The sequence below is a fragment of the Phreatobacter sp. genome (assembly GCF_052440005.1).
GTDB lineage: Bacteria > Pseudomonadota > Alphaproteobacteria > Rhizobiales > Phreatobacteraceae > Phreatobacter.
Genome location: NZ_JBQVQL010000046.1, coordinates 1 through 19976 on the forward strand (window position 1 = coordinate 1; position 19976 = coordinate 19976).

Annotated in this window: 19 protein-coding genes; 12 read left to right on the plus strand and 7 right to left on the minus strand. The window is 70.0% G+C overall.

The annotated features are described in order from the left end of the window. Positions 1-426, minus strand: a 426-nt coding sequence (locus ACT6XY_RS12675; RefSeq protein WP_444748681.1) for a M48 family metalloprotease, incomplete at its 3' end; no start/stop codon positions are given. Positions 427-593: 167 nt separating this feature from the next. Between ACT6XY_RS12675 and ACT6XY_RS12680 the strand changes: the two genes are divergently transcribed. Continuing rightward, positions 594-1772 (plus strand): pyridoxal phosphate-dependent aminotransferase, encoded by a 1179-nt coding sequence (locus tag ACT6XY_RS12680; RefSeq protein WP_444748682.1) that lies wholly within the window; start codon positions 594-596, stop codon positions 1770-1772. Positions 1773-1998: 226 nt separating this feature from the next. Further along, entirely contained in the window at positions 1999-2664 is a 666-nt protein-coding gene (locus ACT6XY_RS12685) for a pyroglutamyl-peptidase I family protein (protein ID WP_444748683.1), read from the plus strand. Here ACT6XY_RS12685 and ACT6XY_RS12690 read toward each other — a convergent pair. Next, positions 2613-3365: a metallophosphoesterase family protein gene (locus tag ACT6XY_RS12690; protein WP_444748684.1), complete on the minus strand. Its 753-nt coding sequence runs from the start codon at positions 3363-3365 to the stop codon at positions 2613-2615. The genes ACT6XY_RS12685 and ACT6XY_RS12690 overlap by 52 nt on opposite strands. 135 nt (positions 3366-3500) lie before the next feature. Between ACT6XY_RS12690 and ACT6XY_RS12695 the strand changes: the two genes are divergently transcribed. Continuing rightward, a complete protein-coding gene (locus ACT6XY_RS12695) occupies positions 3501-4832 on the plus strand; it encodes a TIGR03808 family TAT-translocated repetitive protein (protein ID WP_444748685.1) in 1332 nt (443 codons plus the stop codon). Between the two features lie 3 nt (positions 4833-4835). On the opposite strand, the gene ACT6XY_RS12700 is transcribed toward ACT6XY_RS12695, so the two are convergent. Further along, positions 4836-5915 carry a mechanosensitive ion channel family protein gene (locus ACT6XY_RS12700; RefSeq protein ID WP_444748686.1) on the minus strand — a complete coding sequence of 360 codons (1080 nt, stop codon included), beginning with the start codon at positions 5913-5915 and terminating at the stop codon, positions 4836-4838. Between the two features lie 159 nt (positions 5916-6074). Here ACT6XY_RS12700 and ACT6XY_RS12705 point away from each other — a divergent pair, with 159 nt between their 5' ends. The 3 genes from ACT6XY_RS12705 (at position 6075) to ACT6XY_RS12715 (ending at position 7356) form a co-directional block, all read left to right on the plus strand. Next, positions 6075-6563, plus strand: coding sequence for a hypothetical protein (locus ACT6XY_RS12705; RefSeq protein WP_444748687.1), 489 nt, complete (start codon positions 6075-6077; stop codon positions 6561-6563). Continuing rightward, complete coding sequence (locus ACT6XY_RS12710; protein WP_444748688.1) at positions 6560-6694, plus strand: hypothetical protein; 135 nt, start codon at positions 6560-6562, stop codon at positions 6692-6694. Before ACT6XY_RS12705 ends, ACT6XY_RS12710 begins: the two co-directional genes overlap by 4 nt. An 80-nt stretch (positions 6695-6774) precedes the next feature. Further along, positions 6775-7356 carry a gamma carbonic anhydrase family protein gene (locus tag ACT6XY_RS12715; RefSeq protein WP_444748689.1) on the plus strand — a complete coding sequence of 194 codons (582 nt, stop codon included), beginning with the start codon at positions 6775-6777 and terminating at the stop codon, positions 7354-7356. On the opposite strand, the gene ACT6XY_RS12720 is transcribed toward ACT6XY_RS12715, so the two are convergent. Together ACT6XY_RS12720 and ACT6XY_RS12725 are read right to left on the minus strand one after the other, a co-directional pair. Further along, a complete protein-coding gene (locus tag ACT6XY_RS12720) occupies positions 7353-8084 on the minus strand; it encodes a hypothetical protein (RefSeq protein WP_444748690.1) in 732 nt (243 codons plus the stop codon). The genes ACT6XY_RS12715 and ACT6XY_RS12720 overlap by 4 nt on opposite strands. 90 nt (positions 8085-8174) lie before the next feature. Continuing rightward, positions 8175-8948, minus strand: coding sequence for a ferredoxin--NADP reductase (locus tag ACT6XY_RS12725; protein WP_444748691.1), 774 nt, complete (start codon positions 8946-8948; stop codon positions 8175-8177). Between the two features lie 215 nt (positions 8949-9163). Here ACT6XY_RS12725 and ACT6XY_RS12730 point away from each other — a divergent pair, with 215 nt between their 5' ends. Further along, positions 9164-10078 (plus strand): sugar kinase, encoded by a 915-nt coding sequence (locus ACT6XY_RS12730; protein ID WP_444748692.1) that lies wholly within the window; start codon positions 9164-9166, stop codon positions 10076-10078. A gap of 148 nt (positions 10079-10226) precedes the next feature. Here the strand turns inward: ACT6XY_RS12730 and ACT6XY_RS12735 are convergent, their stop codons facing one another. Then, positions 10227-11219 (minus strand): tripartite tricarboxylate transporter substrate-binding protein, encoded by a 993-nt coding sequence (locus ACT6XY_RS12735; RefSeq protein ID WP_444748693.1) that lies wholly within the window; start codon positions 11217-11219, stop codon positions 10227-10229. Positions 11220-11417: 198 nt separating this feature from the next. On the opposite strand from ACT6XY_RS12735, the gene ACT6XY_RS12740 reads away from it, so the two are divergent. Next, the gene (locus ACT6XY_RS12740) at positions 11418-12227 is read left to right on the plus strand and encodes an aspartate dehydrogenase (protein ID WP_444748694.1); all 810 of its coding nucleotides are present in this window, start codon (positions 11418-11420) and stop codon (positions 12225-12227) included. 151 nt (positions 12228-12378) lie between these two features. Beyond that, on the plus strand, positions 12379-13350 hold the full coding sequence (locus tag ACT6XY_RS12745; RefSeq protein WP_444748695.1) for a Bug family tripartite tricarboxylate transporter substrate binding protein: 972 nt from the start codon (positions 12379-12381) through the stop codon (positions 13348-13350). A 222-nt stretch (positions 13351-13572) separates the two neighbouring features. On the opposite strand, the gene ACT6XY_RS12750 is transcribed toward ACT6XY_RS12745, so the two are convergent. Beyond that, entirely contained in the window at positions 13573-16533 is a 2961-nt protein-coding gene (locus ACT6XY_RS12750; RefSeq protein WP_444748696.1) for an FAD-binding and (Fe-S)-binding domain-containing protein, read from the minus strand. A 324-nt stretch (positions 16534-16857) separates the two neighbouring features. Between ACT6XY_RS12750 and ACT6XY_RS12755 the strand changes: the two genes are divergently transcribed. From ACT6XY_RS12755 to ACT6XY_RS12765, 3 genes are all read left to right on the plus strand, one after another. After that, positions 16858-18063, plus strand: coding sequence for a pyridoxal-phosphate-dependent aminotransferase family protein (locus ACT6XY_RS12755; protein ID WP_444748697.1), 1206 nt, complete (start codon positions 16858-16860; stop codon positions 18061-18063). Positions 18064-18091: 28 nt separating this feature from the next. Then, complete coding sequence (locus tag ACT6XY_RS12760; protein ID WP_444748698.1) at positions 18092-18772, plus strand: GntR family transcriptional regulator; 681 nt, start codon at positions 18092-18094, stop codon at positions 18770-18772. A gap of 82 nt (positions 18773-18854) precedes the next feature. Beyond that, the gene (locus ACT6XY_RS12765) at positions 18855-19862 is read left to right on the plus strand and encodes an LLM class flavin-dependent oxidoreductase (RefSeq protein WP_444748699.1); all 1008 of its coding nucleotides are present in this window, start codon (positions 18855-18857) and stop codon (positions 19860-19862) included. Positions 19863-19976 lie beyond the last annotated feature (114 nt).

The following is a 19976-nucleotide window of genomic DNA, read 5'->3' on the forward strand; positions in this document are numbered from 1 at the left end:
CGCCGCGACGCCCGCTGCGCCGACGATCATGCCGAGGGCGGCGATGATCTGGGCGCGCTCCACCGCCTCGCGCAGGCGCGCAAGGTGGCCGCCGGCGATATGCCCGGTCTCGTGGGCCATGACGCCGATCAGCTCGTTGGGCGTGCGCGAATCGAGGATGGCGCCGGCATTGATGAAGATGCGCCGGCCGTTGGCCACGAAGGCGTTGAAACCGCGGTTGTTGACGATGATGACGTTGGTCTGGCTGCCGCCGACACCGGCGGCGCGGAACAGCGGCCGCGCGTAGTCGCGCAGCAGGTTCTCGATCTCCGTGTCGCGGATGATCGGCAGGGCGCCGGGCGCCTGGGCCTTCGCTGCGGAACCGAGCGCCATCAGGCCGGCGAGAGCCGCGGCGGCGGCACGAAGCGGAATTGTGAACGACGTCATTGCTCGGGACCCTAAGGAGCAGGCTGACGGGGGTCAACGCGGGGGCCGGTCACAACAGGGAGAGAGCGGTGACCCGGCCCGCCCCGTGTGATAGGCGCATGACGACCCTCTTGGCGCGCCAAGGGGGCGAAACCATGACGCGGCCGCCAGTTCGGGACATTCACCACATGACGCGCGAGGGACTTGCCCGCCAGATCCTCCACCCGACCCGGCGGGGCTCGGTGGCGCCCTTTCTCGTCATGGACGTGATGACGGCCGCGGCGAAGGCCGAGGCGGCGGGGCAGAGCGTCATCCACATGGAGGTGGGGCAACCCGCCGCGCCGACGCCGGCGAGCATCCGCCGGGCCGCGGCGGACGCGCTGGCCGGCGGCCAGATCGGCTACACCCTCGCCCTCGGCACGCCGGAGCTGCGCCAGCGCATCGCCCGCCACTATGCCGAGACGCACGGCGTGGAGGTGCCCATCGGCCGCATCGCTGTCACCATGGGCTCGTCCTCGGCCTTCATCCTGTCGTTCCTCGCCCTGTTCGAACACGGCGGGCGGGTGGCCATCGCCAGCCCCGGTTACCCCGCCTACAAGAACATCCTGGAAGCGCTGGGCTGCGAGGTGGTGTTCATCGAGACCACGGCGGCGACCCGCTGGGCGGTGACGCCAGAGATGCTCGCCGCCGAGCACGCGCGGAAAAAGCTCGACGGCATCCTCATCGCCAGCCCGGCCAACCCGACCGGCACGATGATGACGCCGGAGGCGCTGACGGCGCTGGTGGAGGCCTCGCGCGACCTCGGCATCCGCTTCATTTCCGACGAGATCTATCACGGGCTCTCCTACGAGATGCCCTGCCACACGGCGCTGGAGACGAGCGACGACGTCACCGTCATCAACTCCTTCTCCAAGTACTACTGCATGACGGGCTGGCGGATCGGCTGGATGATCGTGCCGGAGAGCCTCGCCCGCTCGGTGGAATGCCTGGCGCAGAACCTGTTCATCTCGGCGCCGCAGCTCAGCCAGGTGGCGGCGCTCGCCGCCTTCGACGCGACGGTGGAGCTCGAGGCGATCAAGGCGGGGTACGCGGCCAACCGGCGGGTGCTGCTGGACGGCCTGCCGAAGGCGGGGCTCGACCGGCTGCTGCCGGTGGACGGCGCCTTCTACGTCTATGCGGACGTCTCGCGCTACACGAACGACAGCCTCGACTTCGCCCGCCGCATGCTGGCCGAGACGGGAATCGCCGCGACGCCGGGCCCGGATTTCGACCCCTATGGCGGCATGCATGCCATCCGCTTCTCCTTCGCCGGATCGACGGCGGACATGGAGGAGGCGGTGAAGCGGCTGGGGGCGTGGCTGCGGTAGGCGCCGCCGCGCGCTGCGATTTGCGCGCAACCGCCACGCCGTCATGCCCGGGCTCGTCCCGGGCATCCACGACTTCCTTCCGACGGTGGTGGTCAAGTCGTGGATGGCCGGGACAAGCCCGGCCATGACGATAGCGCTATCAGCCGAAGCGGTTCGGCCTTCCAAAGACCCTTGCCCGGTGCAGGGCCAATGAGGTCGAGTGAGGCACTGCCGTGAGACTCACCCCATGACCACCCTCCTCGTCACCGGCTTCGGCCCCTTCCCGGGCTGGGAGAACAACCCGACGCCTGCCATGGTGAAGGCGGTGAGGGCGCTTCGCCTGCCCGGCGTCAGGGTCGTGCCCCACGTCTTCCCCACGGTCTATGCCGAGGTCGCGCGCGACCTGCCGGCGCTCATCGCCCGGCACCGGCCGGACGCGATCCTGCTCTTCGGCCTCGCCGGCCGCACCGGCCATATCCGCATCGAGCAGCACGCCCACAACGTCACGACGCGGCGGGTGCCGGACGCCTCCGGCGCCTTCCACCTCTCCGCCGACATCGTGGCGGAGGGGCCGTGGCGGGTGCCGACGGGGTTCGCCTGCGGTCCGCTGACCCAGCAGCTGCGCCGGGCCGGATTCAATGCCCGGCTGTCGCCCTCGGCGGGTGAATATCTCTGCAACTTCGCCTACTGGCTGGCGCTGGAGGCAGTGGCGCGCCGCGAGGTGAAGCGGGCGCTCTTCGTGCATGTGCCGATGCCGCTGAAGGCCGGCCGATCCGCGCGCGGTGGGTTCTCCCGCAGGATGACGACGGCCGATCTCGCCGCCGTGGCGCGCACGGCAGCGCTGGCCATCACCGGCCGCGGCTACTTGGCGAAGCCCGTGCGCAGGCCGCGCACCCAGTCCGCCCGTCCATAACCCTCGGCCCGCGCCGCGGCTGCCTCCCAGTCATAGGCGACGGCGACGAAATCGACGCTCGCCAGAGACCCCTCCCGAACCGTCACGACGGCATAGCGGGCATGAGGCGAGCCGACCTCGGAGACATGGGCGTCGGGCGGCGTCGGATCGGAATAGGCCGGCTGCCCGACGCTGCCGGGGTTGACCACCGTCACACCGTCGATCACCAGCAGCCGCGGCAGGTGGCTGTGGCCGCAGAGTGCGAGCCCGGCGCCGCCCAGGTCGCCGAGGCGAGCGGTGACGGTCGCAGCATCCGACTGGACGAGGCGCCCATCGCGCGCGTCCTCCATCAGGTAGGTGTTGTCGTCGGTAGGCGTCGCATGAAAGAGGCGCACGGCGAGGCCGCCGCAGCTGATGTCGCGCTGCATGGGGAGCGCCGCGAGCCAGACGCGTTGCGCCGCGTCCAGCTGCTCACGCGCGAGCTTGTCGGAAAAGTACAGCGCCTCTCCCTCGGCCTCGACCACCCAGCGGTCGTGGTTGCCGCGCACGGTCGGGAGGTCCAGCGCCATGAGCCGGGAGGCCGTCTCCGCCGGCCAGAGCGGCCCGGAGACGCAGTCGCCGAGATTGACCGTGAGATCCACGCCGCGGGAGGCGATGTCGTCGAGCACGGCCTCCAGCGCGAGGAGATTTCCGTGGATGTCGGCGATGATGGCGATGCGCATGCGGATGGTCCTGATCTCGAGGCTCCATCTTCGGGGCGACCCGCGGGCCGGACAACCGCCATTCCCGCATCCCGATCCGGCACAGACCGCCGCGGCACGGTGCTTGCGCTGACCTCCGCAACACCGGAGTGCCCCATGCTTGCCCGCCGTTCCTTCCTGTTCGCAGCTGCCGCCACCCTCGCCCTGCCCGCCTCGGCGCGGGCGTCGACGCTGGACGCGGCCTCGCTCGGGCTGAAACCGGGCGCGGCGGAAGACCAGACCCGCGCCATGCAGCGGGCGGTGGAGACCGCCGCCGGCTCGCGGATGCCGCTGCGGCTGGCGCCGGGGGCGTACAAGGTCGGCGAGATCCGGCTTCCGGCCAACACCCAGATCCTCGGCGTGCGCGGCGCCACCCGCCTGGTGTTCCAGGGCGGGACGGCTTGCCTGTCGGCCCCGCGCGCCGACATGGTGACGCTGTCGGGACTCGTGATCGAGGGCAACGGCAAGGCCCTGCCTGAGAAGCGCGGCCTGATCGTGCTCGAACACGGTCGCGGCTTGCGCCTCGAGGATTGCGAGATCGCCGGCTCCAGCCACCACGGCATCGTGCTCGAGGGCATCGAGGGCCTCGTGCGCGGCAACACCGTCTCGGGCGTCGCCAAGGCGGCCATCGTCGCGCTCGACAGCCGCGGCCTGACGCTTTCCCAGAACACCATCCGCTCCGCCGCGAACAACGGCATCCTGGTCTGGCGCACCATCGCCGGCGACGACGGCACCATCGTGGAGGCCAACCGCATCGAGGAGATCGGCGCCCGCGACGGCGGCTCGGGCCAGAACGGCAACGCCATCAACGTCTTCCGCGCGGGGAACGTGACCGTCTCGGGCAACCGCATCCGCGGCGCCGCCTTCTCCGCGGTGCGCGCCAACGGCGCGGCCAACGTCGCGATCACCGGCAACAACTGCGCCTCGCTCGGCGAGGTCGCCGTCTATGTGGAGTTCGGCTTCGAAGGCGCCGTGGTGGCCAACAACATCATCGACGGAGCGGCGCTGGGCATCGTCGCCACCAATTTCAACCACGGCGGTCGCCTCGCCAACATCCACGGCAACATCATCCGCAATCTCGTCAACCGCCGCCCGGCGGGCACGGACCCGAACGATCCTGCCGGCATCGGCATTTCGGCGGAAGCCGACGCGGCCATCTCCGCCAACGTCATCGAGGGCGCGCCGACCGCCGGCATCCAGCTCGGCTGGGGCCAGTACATGCGCGACCTCTCGGTGACCGCCAACGTCATCAAGGGCGCCCCCGTCGGCATCGCCGTCTCGGTGGTTCCCGGCGCCGGCCAGGCGCTGATCGCCGACAATCTCGTGCAGGGCGCACGCATCGGCGCCGTGGTCGGCATGGAGTGGAAGAAGCCGGTGACCGGCGACATGGCCCGCGAGGGCGTCGGGCGCTACGCCCAGCTCAGCGTCTCCGGCAACCGGGTGCGCTGAGCCTCAGGCCGCTGCTTCGGCGGCCTTCGCCCCCGCCACCTCGGCCTCCACCCGGCGACGCGGCAGCACCTCGGGGTGCTCCTGCTGGAGCCAGGCCATCATCTTCTCGCGCACCAGGCAGCGCAGGTCGAAGGCGCGCGGCGAATTGGCGGCGCTGGCGAGGATCCGGATCTCCATCGTGTCCTGCCGCAGTTCCGTCACCTGCACGGCGAAGACCTTGTGGTCCCAGAGCTCGCTGGCGGCGACGAAGGCGCGCGCCTTCTCGCGGATGGCTTCGACCGGCGCCCGGTAGTCGAGGTGCAGGAAGACGGTGCCGATTAGGTTCGCCTCCTCCCGCGTCCAGTTCTGGAACGGCTTCTCGATGAAATATGTGAGCGGGATGACGAGGCGCCGGAGGTCCCAGATCCTGACGACCACGTAGGTTGCGGTGATCTCCTCAACATTGCCCCACTCGCCTTCGACGAGCAGCGCGTCGTCGATGCGGATCGGCTGGGTGATGGCGAGCTGGATGCCGGCGAAGACATTCTTCAGCACCGGCTGGAGCGCGAGGCCGACGATGATGCCGGCGGCGCCCGCCGATGCGAGAAGGCTGATGCCGTACTGGCGGACGCCGTCGAAGGTCATCAGCGCCACCGAGAGCGCCACGGCGATCACCAGGATGCGGCCGACCCGCTGGAGGATCTGGGTTTGTGTGACGTGCTTGCGCGCCAGCAGGTTGTCACTGGAATCGAGCTTGTAGCGACGCAGGTAGACCACGGTCCAGACGTGCAGGGCGCTGATGGCGACCCAGGCGAACAGGCCGATGATGCACAGGACGAGGAGGTGCCGGACGGCTTCTGCCTGGTCGATGGTGAGGGGGGCCGCCGGGGTGACGAGGACGACGGCGGCGGTGACGAAGGCGAGACGCACCGGCCGGCGATTGCGCGAGACCAGCGACCGCCAGAAGAGGTCTCGGTCACGCACGATCCGCGTCGCGGCGCGGAAGGCGACGCGGTAGAGCAGCACGGCGACGAGGATGGCGAAGGTGTAGAGGCCGAAGCTGACGGCCCAGTCGGGAATCCAGGGTGGCAGACGGAAGAACATCGGGTGGGGGCAATCCGGCTTGAGGGTGGAATAAGGCTCAGCGCGCCATCCTGAACGCGGAATGTGTCGAGGGCGCGGGCGCCGCCGGCCTGCGGCGTTAACACCCCGTTAACCGGATCAGTCCACGGTTTGCGCCTCAGTCCTGTCCGGAGCCGCCCCATGCGCGCGCTTGCAAAGGTCTTCGCGGCATCCGCCGTCCTCGCGGCCCTCGCCGCCCCCGTCACGGCGCAGGAGGCCTGCGCCCCTGCCGATCTCAGCCGCTTCACCGCGGAAGCCATGGTCAGCGACGCCGACCTCCGGGCGGAAGCCGACGCGGCGCTGCAGGCCTGCGCAAACTTCGCACTCGACCAGTTCCGCAACGTCGGCGAGATCGAGGAGCGCGTCCTCGTCCAGGTCGCCGCCCTGGCCGGCCGGACCTCCTACGCCACCTATGCCGCGGACGAGATCCCGCAGGTCTCGCCGGCGCTGATCGCCCTCATCGGCGCAGCGTTCCGTCCGCTCTATCCGCACCTGCACGCGCTGCCGGAGCAGGAGAACACGGCGGCGATGCGGACCATCGTGTTCCACCTGCTGGCGCAGGCCGGCCCGCTCTCGACCGGCTCGGTCGCGCGGCCCGCAGCCCCTCCGACCCCGGGACCCCGGCCATGACACCCGACGACTCCGCCCTGCCCCTGATCGTCGCGCCGCCGCTCTCGCCGGCCGCTTCCTTCGACGCCGACGTGGCCGACCTGCACGAGGTCGAGTGGCTGGCGAGCGGGACCATCGTCCGAAAGGACTGACCTCCCCCGCTTGCCCCGCCCGCCCGCCGGCGGGCATCGTCCCGCCCCGGCCGCGACAGACGGCGGGGAGGAAACACACCATGATCAGGGGTTCGGCGGTCCCGCGGACAGGGCCGCTCGTCACCATCGACCCGGATGCCTATGTGCATGCCTCGGCGCAGATCTACGGCAAGGTGAGCCTCGCCGCAGGGGTCTCGGTCTGGCCGAACGCCGTCATCCGCGCGGAGATGCACGAGGTGGTCATCGGCGAGGGGTCCAACATCCAGGACTTCGCCATGATCCATATCGGCGGCGCCACCGGCACGATCGTCGGCCGCAACTGCTCGATCACCCACCGCGTGACGCTGCACGGCTGCACCCTCGGCGACAACGTGCTGGTCGGGATCGGCGCCACGATCATGGATGGCTGCGTCATCGGCGAGAACTCGATCATCGCCGGCGGCTCCTTCCTCAAGGAGAACACGGTGATCCCGCCGAACTCCGTCGTGGCGGGCGTGCCGGCGGTGCTGAAGGCGAGCCGGGACAGCGGCCCGGCCAACCGCTTCAACGCCTGGCTCTACACCCAAAACGCCGAGGCCTATGCCCGCGGGGAGCATCGCTCCTGGGACGAGGCCGACCTCGACGCCGCCGCCGCGCGCTTCGGCTTCACGCGGCGGGCCTAGCGCACCGCGCGCCGCTCGATGCGGAAGCGCATCTCGACGCCGCGGGCAGCGCCCGGGCGACGATCGGGCGTGAGCCAGTGGCTGTAGCGGGCGGTCGCCGGCGGATCGCCGGGAAGGTCGAGGCTGAAGCGCGCGACCTCCCCGTCGCCGCGCCTCAGGACGACGGCGCGGATGCCGGCGGATTCGCCCATGGGGAAAACGCCCTCGGCGCTCGCCGCACCGTGCTCGTCCACCCGGAAGGCGAGGTCCTCGGCCTTGATGGCGGCGCGCGCGCCGGCACCTTCGACGATCAGGTCGCCCCAGCCCTCGCCGTCGAAGCGCAGCTGGACGAGCAGGAAGGGATGGATGGGCGGCGGCGGCGTGGTCAGGGCGAAGGCCATGTAGCCGACGGCCACCGACAGGAAGGCGAGGACCGCCCCTCCCGCCGCGGCGCCGCGGCAGATCGAGGCGGGGCGCGCCAGCCGCCGGAGCGCCAGCCACAGGCCGAGGGCAGCGCCCGCGGCTGCTCCCATCCCGCCCATCATCGCCGCGAAGGCGAGCCGGTCGCCCGCCCGGCCGAGATCGAGCCATCCCGCGAAGGCGAGCGCGCCGTGGCGGCTCGCGAGCCCGACGAGAGCTGCGCCCGCAACCGCCGCCGCCAGGAGGGCGGCGAGAACGAGGACGGGATGGTGCCGGCTGCCCGATGACCGGGAGCGGGCGGGAATGCGAAACTGGCGTGGATCGGACATGGCTCGACTGTCGCGCCGCGAAAGCGGCTCACGTGTCAGTCGCGCCGGGAGAGGATAAGGTTCAGGGTGCCGCCGCGGCGGCCGCCTGCGTCACTTCTCGACGAAGGCCTTCTCGATGACGAAATGGCCGGGGCCGGAGATCGCCCCCTCGTCGAAACCGCGGGCGACCAGCATGTCGACCATGTCCTTCAGGAAGGCGGGCGAGCCGCAGATCATCACCCGGTCGTTGGCCTTGTCGAGCGGCGGCAGGCCGAACTCGGCCTGGATCGTTCCGTCCTCGAGGAGCTGGGTGATGCGGCCGTTGTGGACATAGGGCTCGCGGGTGACGGTCGGATAGTACTTGAGCTTGGCGCGGACCAGCTCGCCGATGAGCTCGTCGTCCGGCAGTTCCTTGGAGACGTAGTCGCCATAGGCCTGCTCGGCGATGAAGCGGGTCCCATGGATGAGGACGATGTTCTCGAAGCGGTCGTAGACCTCCGGGTCCTTCACCACGCTGATGAAGGGAGCAAGGCCCGTTCCGGTGCCGCAGAGATAGAGGTTTTTCCCCGGCAGCAGGGCGTCCTGGACGAGGGTGCCGACGGGCTTGCGGCCGACGAGGATGCGGTCACCCACCTTGATGTTCTGCAGGTGCCTGGTCAGCGGACCGTCCGGCACCTTGATGGAGAAGAACTCGAGGTTGTCCTCGTAGTTGGAGGACACGATGGAATAGGCGCGGAGCAGCGGGCGGCCGTCGATCTCCAGCCCGATCATGGTGAACTGGCCGTTGACGAAGCGGAACGAGGGGTCGCGCGTCGTCTTGAAGGAGAAAAGCCGGTCCGTGTAGTGGCGGACATCGAGGACGCGTTCGGAATTCAGGTTCGACATGGCAGAGCCCGGGGTGACTTGCGCCGACGGCAGTTCATTCGTACACGAATGATACCGCATCGCATCAATTGCGCAAGAGCATGCAGCAAGGCGGCGGGAAAATCGTGGGGCTGGATCAAATGGCAGCCCTGCCCGCGTCAAGTGGTGGCGCGCAGCCCCCTTGCCCGCCGTGGTCTCCCGCCTATGCTGACCGGCCATCCACGCGCGGACCCTCCATGCATTCCGACATTCTCTGCTTCGGCGAAGCCCTCGGCGAGTTCAACCAGACCATTCCACGCGAGCCTACCTATCTCTTCGGCTTCGGCGGCGACACGTCGAACTGCGCCATCGCGGCGGCCCGGTCTGGCGCGCGCGTGGGGGTCATCGGGGCCGTCGGCGACGACACGTTCGGACGGGCCTTCCTCGACCTGTGGCGGGCGGAGGGCATCGACACCAGCGCCATGCGCGTGCCGCCGCAGAGCGAGACCGGCATCTACTTCATCACACACGGCCCCGACGGCCACGAATTCGCCTATCGCCGCGCCGGGTCGGCGGCGGCGCGCTTCACTTCTGCCGATCTGCCGGTGACGGCCATCCGGGCGGCGAAGATCCTCCACGTCTCCGGCATATCCCAGGCGATCTCGCCGTCGGCGAGCGCGGCGGTGCGCCTCGCCATCGCCGAGGCGCGGGCGGCGGGCGTCACCGTCTCCTACGACACCAACCTGCGCCTGAGGCTCTGGCCGCTGGAGCGGGCGCGCGAGGTCACCAACGAGGCCATGCGGCTCGCCGACATCGCCCTCCCCGGCCTCGACGACGCGCGCCAGCTGACCGGCCGCGAGACCCCCGACGCTATCGCCGACTTCTATCTCGAGGGCGGCTCGAAGATCGTGGCGCTGACGCTCGGCAAGGACGGGGCGCTGATCGCCACGCGCGGAGAGCGGCGGATCATCCCCTCGATCCCGGTGGGTGCGGTGGACGCGACCGGCGCCGGCGACTGTTTCGACGGAGCCTTCCTCGCCGAGTGGCTGGCGACGGGCGATCCGTTCCGCGCCGGGCGTTATGCCTGCGCGGCCGCGGCACTCTCCACCCGGGGCTACGGCGCTGTGGCGCCCCTGCCGCGCCGGGATGAGGTCCTGGCGGCGCTGGGCTGAGGTCCGGCGAGACCCTCTGACGTCATGCCCGGGCTTGTCCCGCGCATCGGATGGGTTCGTGCGAATGCGCGGGCCGAGTGGCCCGCCACCAACGAAAACACCCGGCGGAAGGCCCGCCGGGTGTCGCCATTCACAGGTGCGAGGCGCCTTACTGGCTGACGCCGCTGGCGCGGATCGGGCCCGCCCACTTCTCGATCTCGCTGCGGACCAGCTGGCCGAGATAGGCCGGGCCGCGGCGCTCGGGCGTCGCCATGATGGCGCCGAGGCTCTCCAGCCGCTCCTTCACGGCCGGCGTGTCCATCGCCTCGACGGTGACGGCGCGCAGCCGGTCGACGATGGCGGGCGGGGTGTCCTTGTGGAAGAAGAAGGCGTTCCACGTATAGGCCTCGAAGCCCTGCAGGCCCTGCTGCTGGGCCGTCGGCAGGTCGGGGAACACGGTGGACCGGTTGGCGGTGAGGGTCGCCAGCGCCTTCACCACGCCGCCCTGGATGTGGGGCATGGCGGTGGAGGAGATCTCGCACATGTAGTCGACGCGGCCGCCGATGAGGTCCTGGATGGCCGGGGCCGAGCCGCGATAGGGCACGTGGGTGACGTCGTTCGTGCCGATGACCGAGTTGAGGTAGAGGCAACCGAGATGCACGGCCGAGCCGGCGCCGGCCGAGGCGAACTGCAACTTCGACTGGTTCGCCTTCACGTGGGCGATGAACTCCTGGAGGTTCGTCGCCGGAAAGTCCTTGCGGGTGATGAGGATCAGCGGGACCTCGGCGATCAGGGTGACCGGCGCGAAATCGGTGGCAGCGTTGTAGAGCGGCTGCTTGTAGAGCGTCTGGTTCACCGCATGGGTGCCGACCGTGCCGAGCACGAAGGTGTAGCCGTCAGGCGAGCCGCGCGACACGCGCGCCGTGCCGGTCATGCCGCCGGCGCCGCCGACATTCTCCACCACCACCTGCTGGCCGAGGATCTGCGACATGCGCTCGGCCATGATGCGGCCCAACACGTCGGTGGGACCACCGGCCGCGAAGGGGATGATCATGGTCACCGGGCGGGCCGGCCAGGTCTGCGCCTCGGCGGCGGGCGCCGCGGCGACAAGGGAAGCGGCTGCTGCAAGGGCGAGAAGCGCGCGTCGGGAGGTATTTTTCATCCATAATCTCCTCTGGAAGGGCGGATCATGGCCAAAAGACCCCTGATGTCCAGCCCCGATTGCGGGAAGCGGCACACCGTCGCATTCCCCCGCAGGGCGATCGGATCACCGGATCAGGGCATGGAGGCCATGAGGCAGAGGACTGGCAATCGCCGCAACAGGCTCTATGGTCCGCCACCCTTTCGCCGGAGAGACCCCATGACCACCACCCGCATCGCGATCGCCGGCCTCGGCGCCATCGGACGCACGCTCGCCACGAAGATCGCGGGCCGAACCATCCCGGGGACGAGCCTTGCCTGCGTCGCCGCACGCGACGAGGCCAAGGCGAAGGCCTGGCTCGCCGAGCAGGGCATCGACGTGCCGGTGGTGGCGCTCGCCGATTTTCCCGCCCATGCCGACCTTGCGGTGGAATGCGCGCCGGCGGCGGTGATCGAGGAGATCTGCACGCCGATGCTCACCGCGGGCAAGAAGGTCATGGTGCTGTCCTGCGGCGCCCTGCTGCCGCGCCCGCACCTGATGGAACTCGCCAAGACCCACGGCGGCCAGATCATCGTGCCGACCGGCGCCCTGCTCGGCCTCGACGCGGTGACGGCTGCGGCCGAGGGCACGATCCACTCGGTGCGCATGATCACCCGCAAGCCGCCGAAGGGCCTCGTCGGCGCGCCCTATCTCGTCGAGAAGGGCCTCGACATGGACGCGGTGACCGAGCCGACGCTGATCTTCTCGGGCTCCGCCCGCGAGGCGGCCAAGGGCTTCCCGGCCAACGTCAACGTGGCTGTGGCGCTCTCCCTTGCCGGCATCGGCCCGGACCGCACCACCATCGACATCTGGGCCGACCCGACCGTCACCCGCAACTGCCACGCCATCGAGGTCGATTCGGATTCGGCGAAGCTGTCGCTCGCCATCGAGAACATCCCCTCCGACAACCCGAAGACGGGCCGCATCACCGCCCTCTCCGTCATCGCAGCCCTGCGCAAGCTCAACGCGCCGGTGCGCGTCGGTACCTGAGGGTGGTCATGCGCCGCCGCGACGCAGCGGCGGCGCCGACAACAGCTTGCAACCCCTCGAACAGGCGCTAGTCTCTGTCTCAACCGGCAGACAAAGCCGGACGAGCAGCCCCGCCAAGGGCCGCCAGAGGAAACCGTTCCGAGGGACCCCCATGCGCAAATTCATACTCGCCGGCCTCGCCGCGCTGTCCGTGTCGCTGGTCGGCGCAACCGCCGAGGCCCAGACCTGGCCGACGCGGCCCATCACCTTCCATGTGCCCTTCGCCGCCGGCGGCGGCACCGACGCCTTCGCACGGCCGCTCGCCGCGCAGCTGGAAAAACAGCTCGGCCAGGGCGTCGTCATCGAGAACCGCGCCGGTGCCGGCGGCACCGCCGGGGCGCTCGTCGCCTCGCGCGCCGCTCCGGACGGCTATTCCTTCTTCGTCGGCGCCGCCCACCACACGATCGCGCCATCGCTCTATCCGCGCCTCGACTACAACATCGAGACGGACTTCATTCCGATCGCCATCATCGCCCAGCCGCCGCAGGTCATCGTCGTCAACCCGCGCCGCGTTCCCGCCACCACCCTCGCCGAACTGATCGCCCTGGCGAAGTCGAAGCCCGACGAGCTGATCTACGGCTCGGCCGGCATCGGCACCACGCATCACCTGGTCGGCGAACTGTTCAAGATCCTGACCGGCACCAAGATCCGCCACGTCCCCTATCGCGGTGCTGGACCGGCCATGGCCGACCTCGTGGCCGGCCAGATCGACATGGTCTTCGACGGGCTCGGCACCTCTGCCCCGCAGATCCAGGGCGGTGCCATCCGTGGGCTCGCGGTCGCCGCCTCGGCACGCAGCCCTGCGGTTCCCAACGTCCCGACGGCGGCAGAAGCCGGCCTGCAGAACTTCGACGTGTCGACCTGGTATGCGATCTTCGCACCGAAGAACACGCCGGCGCCGATCGTCGAGCGGATGCGAAACGAGATCCGGGCCGCGCTGCAGGTGCAGATGATCAAGGACGCCTGGGCGCGCAACGGCTCGGGCATCCCGACCCTGGAAGGCCCGGAATTCGGGCGCTTCGTGTCTTCCGAGGTGCAGCGCTGGCGCAAGGTCGTGACCGACGCGGGCGTCAAGCTCGAGTGATCGAGCGGGCTCAGTGAGCGCGTACACCCCAGAAGGCCCGCTCCGGCGGGCCTTTTTCGTTGGAGTGAGGCTCAAGCCAAGCCTCTGCCGTTTTGCGCGCTACTGTTACCGCGTCATGACCGCGCTTGTCCCGGCCATCCACGACTCGAACACCGCCCCACGAGGAATTCGTGGATGCCCGGGACAAGCCCGGGCATGACGAATGGGGAGATGGCGGGGCGTTCAGGGCGTGGTGGTCCCTGCTCCCGCCTTCCGCTCCAGGCTCATCGCGAGCACGCGCGCCACGTGCACGGCCTCGCGGCCGGCGCCGTCGGCGATCTGGTGGCGGCAGGAGGTGCCGTCGGCGACGATGATGGCGTCGTCCGGCGCCTTGCGGACGGCGGGGAGCAGCGAGAGCTCGGCCATGGCGAGCGAGGCGTCGATGGTCTCGGCGTGATAGCCGAAGGCCCCTGCCATGCCGCAGCAGGAGCTCTCCACCGTCTGGACCTCGAGGCCGGGAATGAGACGCAGCGCGCCCTCCACCGCCCCCATGGCGCCGAAGGCCTTCTGGTGGCAGTGGCCGTGCAGGACCGCCCTGGCCTTCATCTCGCCAAGCGGCAGGGCGAGCCGGCCGGCCTTCGCCTCTGCTGCGATGAACTCCTCGAAGAGGACGGCGACGCCGGCGACGGCCTTGGCGTCGTCGGAGCGCAGCAGCGCGGGGATCTCGTCGCGCAGGGAGAAGAGGCAGGAGGGCTCGAGGCCGATGACCGGCACGCCTCGGGCGGCGAAGGGGGCGAGCGCCGCGACCAGCCTGTCGGCCTCCGTGCGGGCGCGATCCACCATCCCGGTGGCGAGATAGGTGCGGCCGCAGCAGAGCGGGCGGCCACCCCCGACGGGCCTCGCATGGTGGACGCGGTAGCCGGCGCGGGTCAGCACGGTGACCGCGGCGTCGAGGTTCTCGCGCTCGAAGGCGCGGTTGAAGGTGTCCGCGAACAGCACGACCTCGCGGCCCGCCTCCGGCCCCTCGGCGGCAGCGGGCGGCGCAAAGACGTCGGAGCGCCAGCGCGGCAGTGAGCGCCGCGCCGAGAACTGCGCCAGCTTCTCCGACAGGGCCTTCAGCGCCGGCACGCGGTCGCGCAGGTTGAAGAGCCAGGGGGCCTTTGCCGCCAGCGGCGCGAAGCGCGGCAGGTGTGCCACCAGCGTCTCGTGCAGGCTCGCGCCCTTTGCCGCATGGCGGACCGCCTTCACCTCGATCTTCATGCGCGCCATATCGACGCCGGTCGGGCACTCGCGTTTGCAGGCCTTGCAGGAGACGCAGAGCTTCAGCGTCTCCTCCATTTCCGGCGCCAGCAGCGCGTCGGGGCCGAGCTGGCCGGTCATGGCGAGGCGCAGCGTGTTGGCGCGGCCGCGGGTGACGTGCTGCTCGTCGCGGGTGACGCGGTAGCTCGGGCACATGGCGCCGCCGTCGAGCTTCCGGCAGGTGCCGTTGTTGTTGCACATCTCGATGGCGCCGAGGAAACCCTGGGACGCGCCGGGATAGTCGGACCAGTCGAGGGCGGGCGTGATGTCCAGCCCCGAGTAGTCCGGCGGGTAGCGGAACAGGGTCCGGTCATCCATCCGCGGGGCGCGGGTGATCTTCCCCGGGTTGAACAGGCCCCCCGGGTCGAAACGGTCCTTCACCTCCTCGAAGGCGCGCACCAGCCGTTCGCCGAACATCTCGCGATGGAACTCCGAGCGGACGATGCCGTCGCCATGCTCGCCGGAATGCGACCCCTTGTACTGGCGGACGAGCTCGAAGGCCTGCTCCGCCATGGACCGCATGCGCTTCGCGTCCACGTCCAGCTTCATGTTGAGGACGGGGCGGACGTGCAGGCAGCCGACGGAGGCGTGGGCGTACCAGGTGCCCTCGGTGCCGTGGGCACGGAAGATGGCGGTGAGGCCGGCCGTATAGGCGGCGAGGTCCTTCAGCGGCACGGCGCAATCCTCGAGGAAGGAGACCGGCTTTCCCGCCTCCTTCATGGACATCATGATGTTGAGGCCCGAGGAGCGCATTTCGGTCACCGCCGCCTGCCAGGCGGGCTCGACCACCGGCGCTACGCCGCCGAAGCGGGCGCCGGTGCCCGACCACGAGAAGCCGAGGTCGCCCATCAGCGCTTCGAGATCCCGGAGCTTCTGGAGGTTCTGCGCTTCCGTCTCCTCGGCGAATTCCACGACCAGCAGCGCGTCCGGGTCGCCGCGCACCACGCGCTCCACCGTGGGACGGAACATGGCGATGTCGCGGGCGAGACCGATCATGGTGCGGTCGACCAGCTCCACCGCGATGGGCTTCAGCGTGACGAGGTGCTGGGCGGCATCCATCGCCTCGTGGAACGAGCCGAAATGGCAGATGCCAAAGACCTTCGGGCCAAGGAGCGGCCAGAGCTTCAGGTCGACCGCCGTGGTGAAGGCGAGCGTGCCCTCGGAGCCGACGAGGATATGCGCCATGTTGTTGGCGGCCCCCTTCGGCACGAGGGCGTCGAGATTGTAGCCGCCGACGCGACGCTGGACTTTCGGAAACCGCGCTTCGACCTCGGCCGCCTCGCGCTCGCCGAGAGTGAGGAGGTCGCGGGTGAGGAGGTCGGCGTCGTTGCGCATCGCATCGTCGCGCGACACCTCACCGAACCAGCGGCGGTTGCCGTCGGCGAGGGCCGCCTCCACCTGGATGACGTTGTCGCGCATGGTGCCGTAGCGCAGCGAGCGGCCGCCGCAGGAATTGTTGGCGGTCATGCCGCCGATGGTGGCGCGGGAGGCTGTGGAGACGTCGACCGGATACCAGAGCCCGTGCTTCTTGAGTTGCCGATTGAGGTCGTCGAGGACGATGCCCGGCTCGACGCGGACGGTGCGGCCGGCGACGTCGAGGTCGAGGATCCGGTTGAGGCGCTTCGAACAGTCGACCACGAGGGATGAATTGACCGTCTGCCCGCACTGGGAGGTGCCGCCGCCGCGCGGCAGGACGGTGACGTCGGCCTCGCGCGCCAGCGCCACCGCGCGGATGGCGTCGTCCACGGTCTCCGGCACCACCGCGCCAACGGGCATGATCTGGTAAATCGAGGCGTCGGTGGCATAGCGCCCGCGCGAGAAAGCGTCGAAGAGGACGTCGCCCTTCACCTCGGAGGCGAGGCGGCGCTGCAGCGGCGTGTCGGGCGTGTTGCTCATGTCGTTCATCGGTTCGTGCCCTGCATCGGCTGGTGGCCTGCATCAGCGAATTGCGTCCTTCGAGGCTCGCTTCGCTCGCACCTCAGGATGAGGGGGGTACGACCGGCATAACCGGCCGGTCTGCAACCGGCCCTGCCATGCGCTCCCGCCCTCATCCTGAGGTGCGAGCCACAGCGAGACACGGCAGCGTCTCTCTGTGGCGAGCCTCGAAGGACGCACTTGCAACGTGCAGCCCATCCTCGTTCCTCTTGACTTGAATTTTGCATTCATTATTCATTCTGGCAAGAGGCTGCGGCCGAGAGCCTGTGCCAGCCCTGTCTTGAGGAGACCCCGATGGCCACCAATGCCCCCCGCGTCGCGGGCCGCCACTTCCTGCAGATCCCCGGTCCCTCGCCCGTGCCGGAGCGCATCCTCAGCGCCATCGCGCGGCAGACGATCGACCATCGCGGCCCGGATTTCGGCAAGCTCGGCCTGCGCGTCCTCGACGGCATGCGCTCGGTCTTCAAGACGCGCGGCCACGTGGTCATCTACCCGGCCTCGGGCACCGGCGCCTGGGAGGCGGCGCTTGCCAACACGCTCTCCCCCGGCGACAAGGTGCTGATGGTCGAGACGGGCCATTTCGCCACGCTGTGGAAGACCATGGCGGCCAAGCTCGGCGTCGAGACGACCTTCATCCCCTCCGACTGGCGCTCTGGCGCCGACGTCGCCGCCATCGAGGCGGCCCTGCGCGAGGACAAGGCGCACAGCTTCAAGGCGGTCTGCGTGGTCCACAACGAGACCTCGACGGGCTCGACCTCGCGCATCGACGAGGTGCGCAAGGCCATCGACGCGGCTGGCCACCCTGCCCTCCTCATGGTCGACACCATCTCCTCGCTCGCCTCGGTCGACTATCGCCACGACGAATGGGGCGTCGACGTCACCGTCGCCGGTTCGCAGAAGGGCCTGATGCTTCCCCCCGGCCTCTCCTTCAACGCGGTGTCGGAAAAGGCGCTCGCAGCCTCGAAGGCCTCGCGGCTGCCGAAGAGCTTCTGGGGCTGGGAGGAGATGATCGCCGCCGGCAAGTCCGGCTACTTTCCCTACACGCCGGCGACGAACCTGCTCTACGGTCTCGACGAGGCGATCCAGATGCTGCACGAGGAAGGCCTCGACGCCGTCTTCGCCCGCCATCTGCGCCATGGCGAGGCGACCCGCAGGGCGGTCGCGGCCTGGGGCCTCGAAAACCTCTGCACCAACCCCAAGCATTTCTCGCCGGTGCTCACCGCGGTGGTGATGCCCGAGGGACACGACGCCGACCGGCTGCGCTCGGTGATCCTCGACGCCTTCGACATGTCGCTCGGCACGGGCCTGTCGAAGGTCGCCAAGAAGGTCTTCCGCATCGGCCATCTCGGCGACATCAACGACCTGACGCTCATCGGCACGCTGGGCGGCGTCGAGATGGGCCTCGGCCTCGCCGGCGTGCCGCACAAGACGGGCGGCGTGACGGCGGCGATGGCGTACCTCGCCGAGGGCAAGCGCGAGGGCGGCGCGAAAGCGGCGTGATGGCGCGGCGAGCGAGAGGAGGATCGGTATGAACGAACATCCGCTGATCGCCCGCCGCTCGCTCGCCACCGAGCTGACCGGCCGGCTGCGCGACATGATCGTCGAGGGCACGCTGAAGGCCGGCGACAAGATCTCCGAGCCTGACCTCTGCGACCTCTTCGGCGTCTCGCGCACGCCGCTGCGGGAGGCGCTGAAAGTGCTCGCCGCGGAGGGCCTCGTCGACCTCACCCCCAACCGCGGGGCTCGCGTCGCCCGCATCGCGCCCGAAGCGGTGGAAGAGCTCTTCCCCATCATGGGCATGCTGGAGGCGCTCGCCGGCGAACTCGCCTGTGCCCGGATGAGCAACGATGACCTCGCACGCCTCGAGACGATGCATGGCGAGATGGTCGGCCATTGGCGGCGCGGCGAATGGGTGCCCTATTCAGGCCTGAACCGGCGCATCCACGAGGAAATCTTCCGCATCGCCGGCAACGCGACGCTCGCCGCCCTCTACCAAAACCTGATGGTGCGCATCCATGCGGTGCGCTTCGTCGCCCGCAAGACGCCGGAGCGCTGGGCCGAGGCCATCGAGGACCACGAGCGGATGATGGCGGCGCTGCGGACCCGTGATGGCGCGGCCCTGTCGACGCTGATGCGCGAGCACCTGCGCCACAAGGCGGACGTCGTGCATGAGGCGCTCAGCCAGCTCGGCGCGCCCGAGCAGGGCTGATCCGCTGCCCCTCCCCTCGCCATCCCGCCACAAGTGCCTATCTTGGGTAACCTGACCCCGGCCCTTGACCCCGGATGACGCCATGACCCTGTTCTCCATCCTCGACCTCGCGCCCGTGCCGGAGGGCAAGACGCCCGGCGACGCGTTGCGCAACACGATCGACCTCGCCGGCCATGCCGACAGGCTCGGCTACAACCGCTACTGGCTCGCCGAGCACCACAACATGACCGGCATCGCCAGCGCCGCGACCGCCGTGGTGATCGGCCAGGTGGCGGCCGCCACCCGCCGCATCCGCGTCGGCGCCGGCGGCATCATGCTGCCGAACCACGCGCCCATGGTCATCGCCGAGCAGTTCGGCACGCTGGAGAGCCTGTTCCCCGGCCGCATCGATCTCGGGCTCGGCCGCGCGCCCGGCACCGACCAGCGCACCATGCGGGCGCTGCGCGTCGATCCGATGGAATCCGACAACTTCCCCCAGGACGTGCTGGAGCTGCAGGCCTTCCTCGCGCCCGCCCAGCCGGGCCAAGCGATCCAGGCGGTGCCCGGCGCCGGCACCGAAGTGCCGCTGTGGATTCTCGGCTCCTCCACGTTCGGGGCGCAGCTCGCGGCCATGCTGGGGCTCCCCTACGCCTTCGCCTCGCATTTCGCGCCCGACGCCCTGATGCAGGCGCTGACGATCTACCGGGCGAAGTTCGCGCCCTCCGAGCAGCAGGCGACGTCCTATGCCATGGCCGGCTGCAACGTCTTCCTTGCGCCCACCGACGAGGAGGCGCGGCACCTCTTCACCTCGGCGCAGCAGCGCGCCGCCGGCATCTTCCGCGGGATCCGCGGCCTGCTGCCGCCGCCGATCGACGACATCGAGACCTTCTGGAGCCCGATGGAGAAGGCGCAGGCCTCGCGCATGCTGCAGTTCTCCTTCGTCGGCTCGCCGGAGACGGTGCGGCGCGGCCTCAGGCAGTTCGTCACCCAGACGGGTGTCGACGAGGTGATGGTGGCCTCCGCCATCTTCGACCATGCCAAGCGGGTGCGTTCCTACGAGATGCTGGCCGAGGTGGTGAAGGACCTGCACGGCGAAGCCGCCGCGGCGTGAGCCTGGCGGGCCGCTCACCCTTACCCTCTCCCCACCTGCGGGGAGAAGGTGAACCAGCGTCGCTTTAGGTTCGGCCACCGGCGTGCCTGGCACCACTGGCGCGGAACGAGCGCG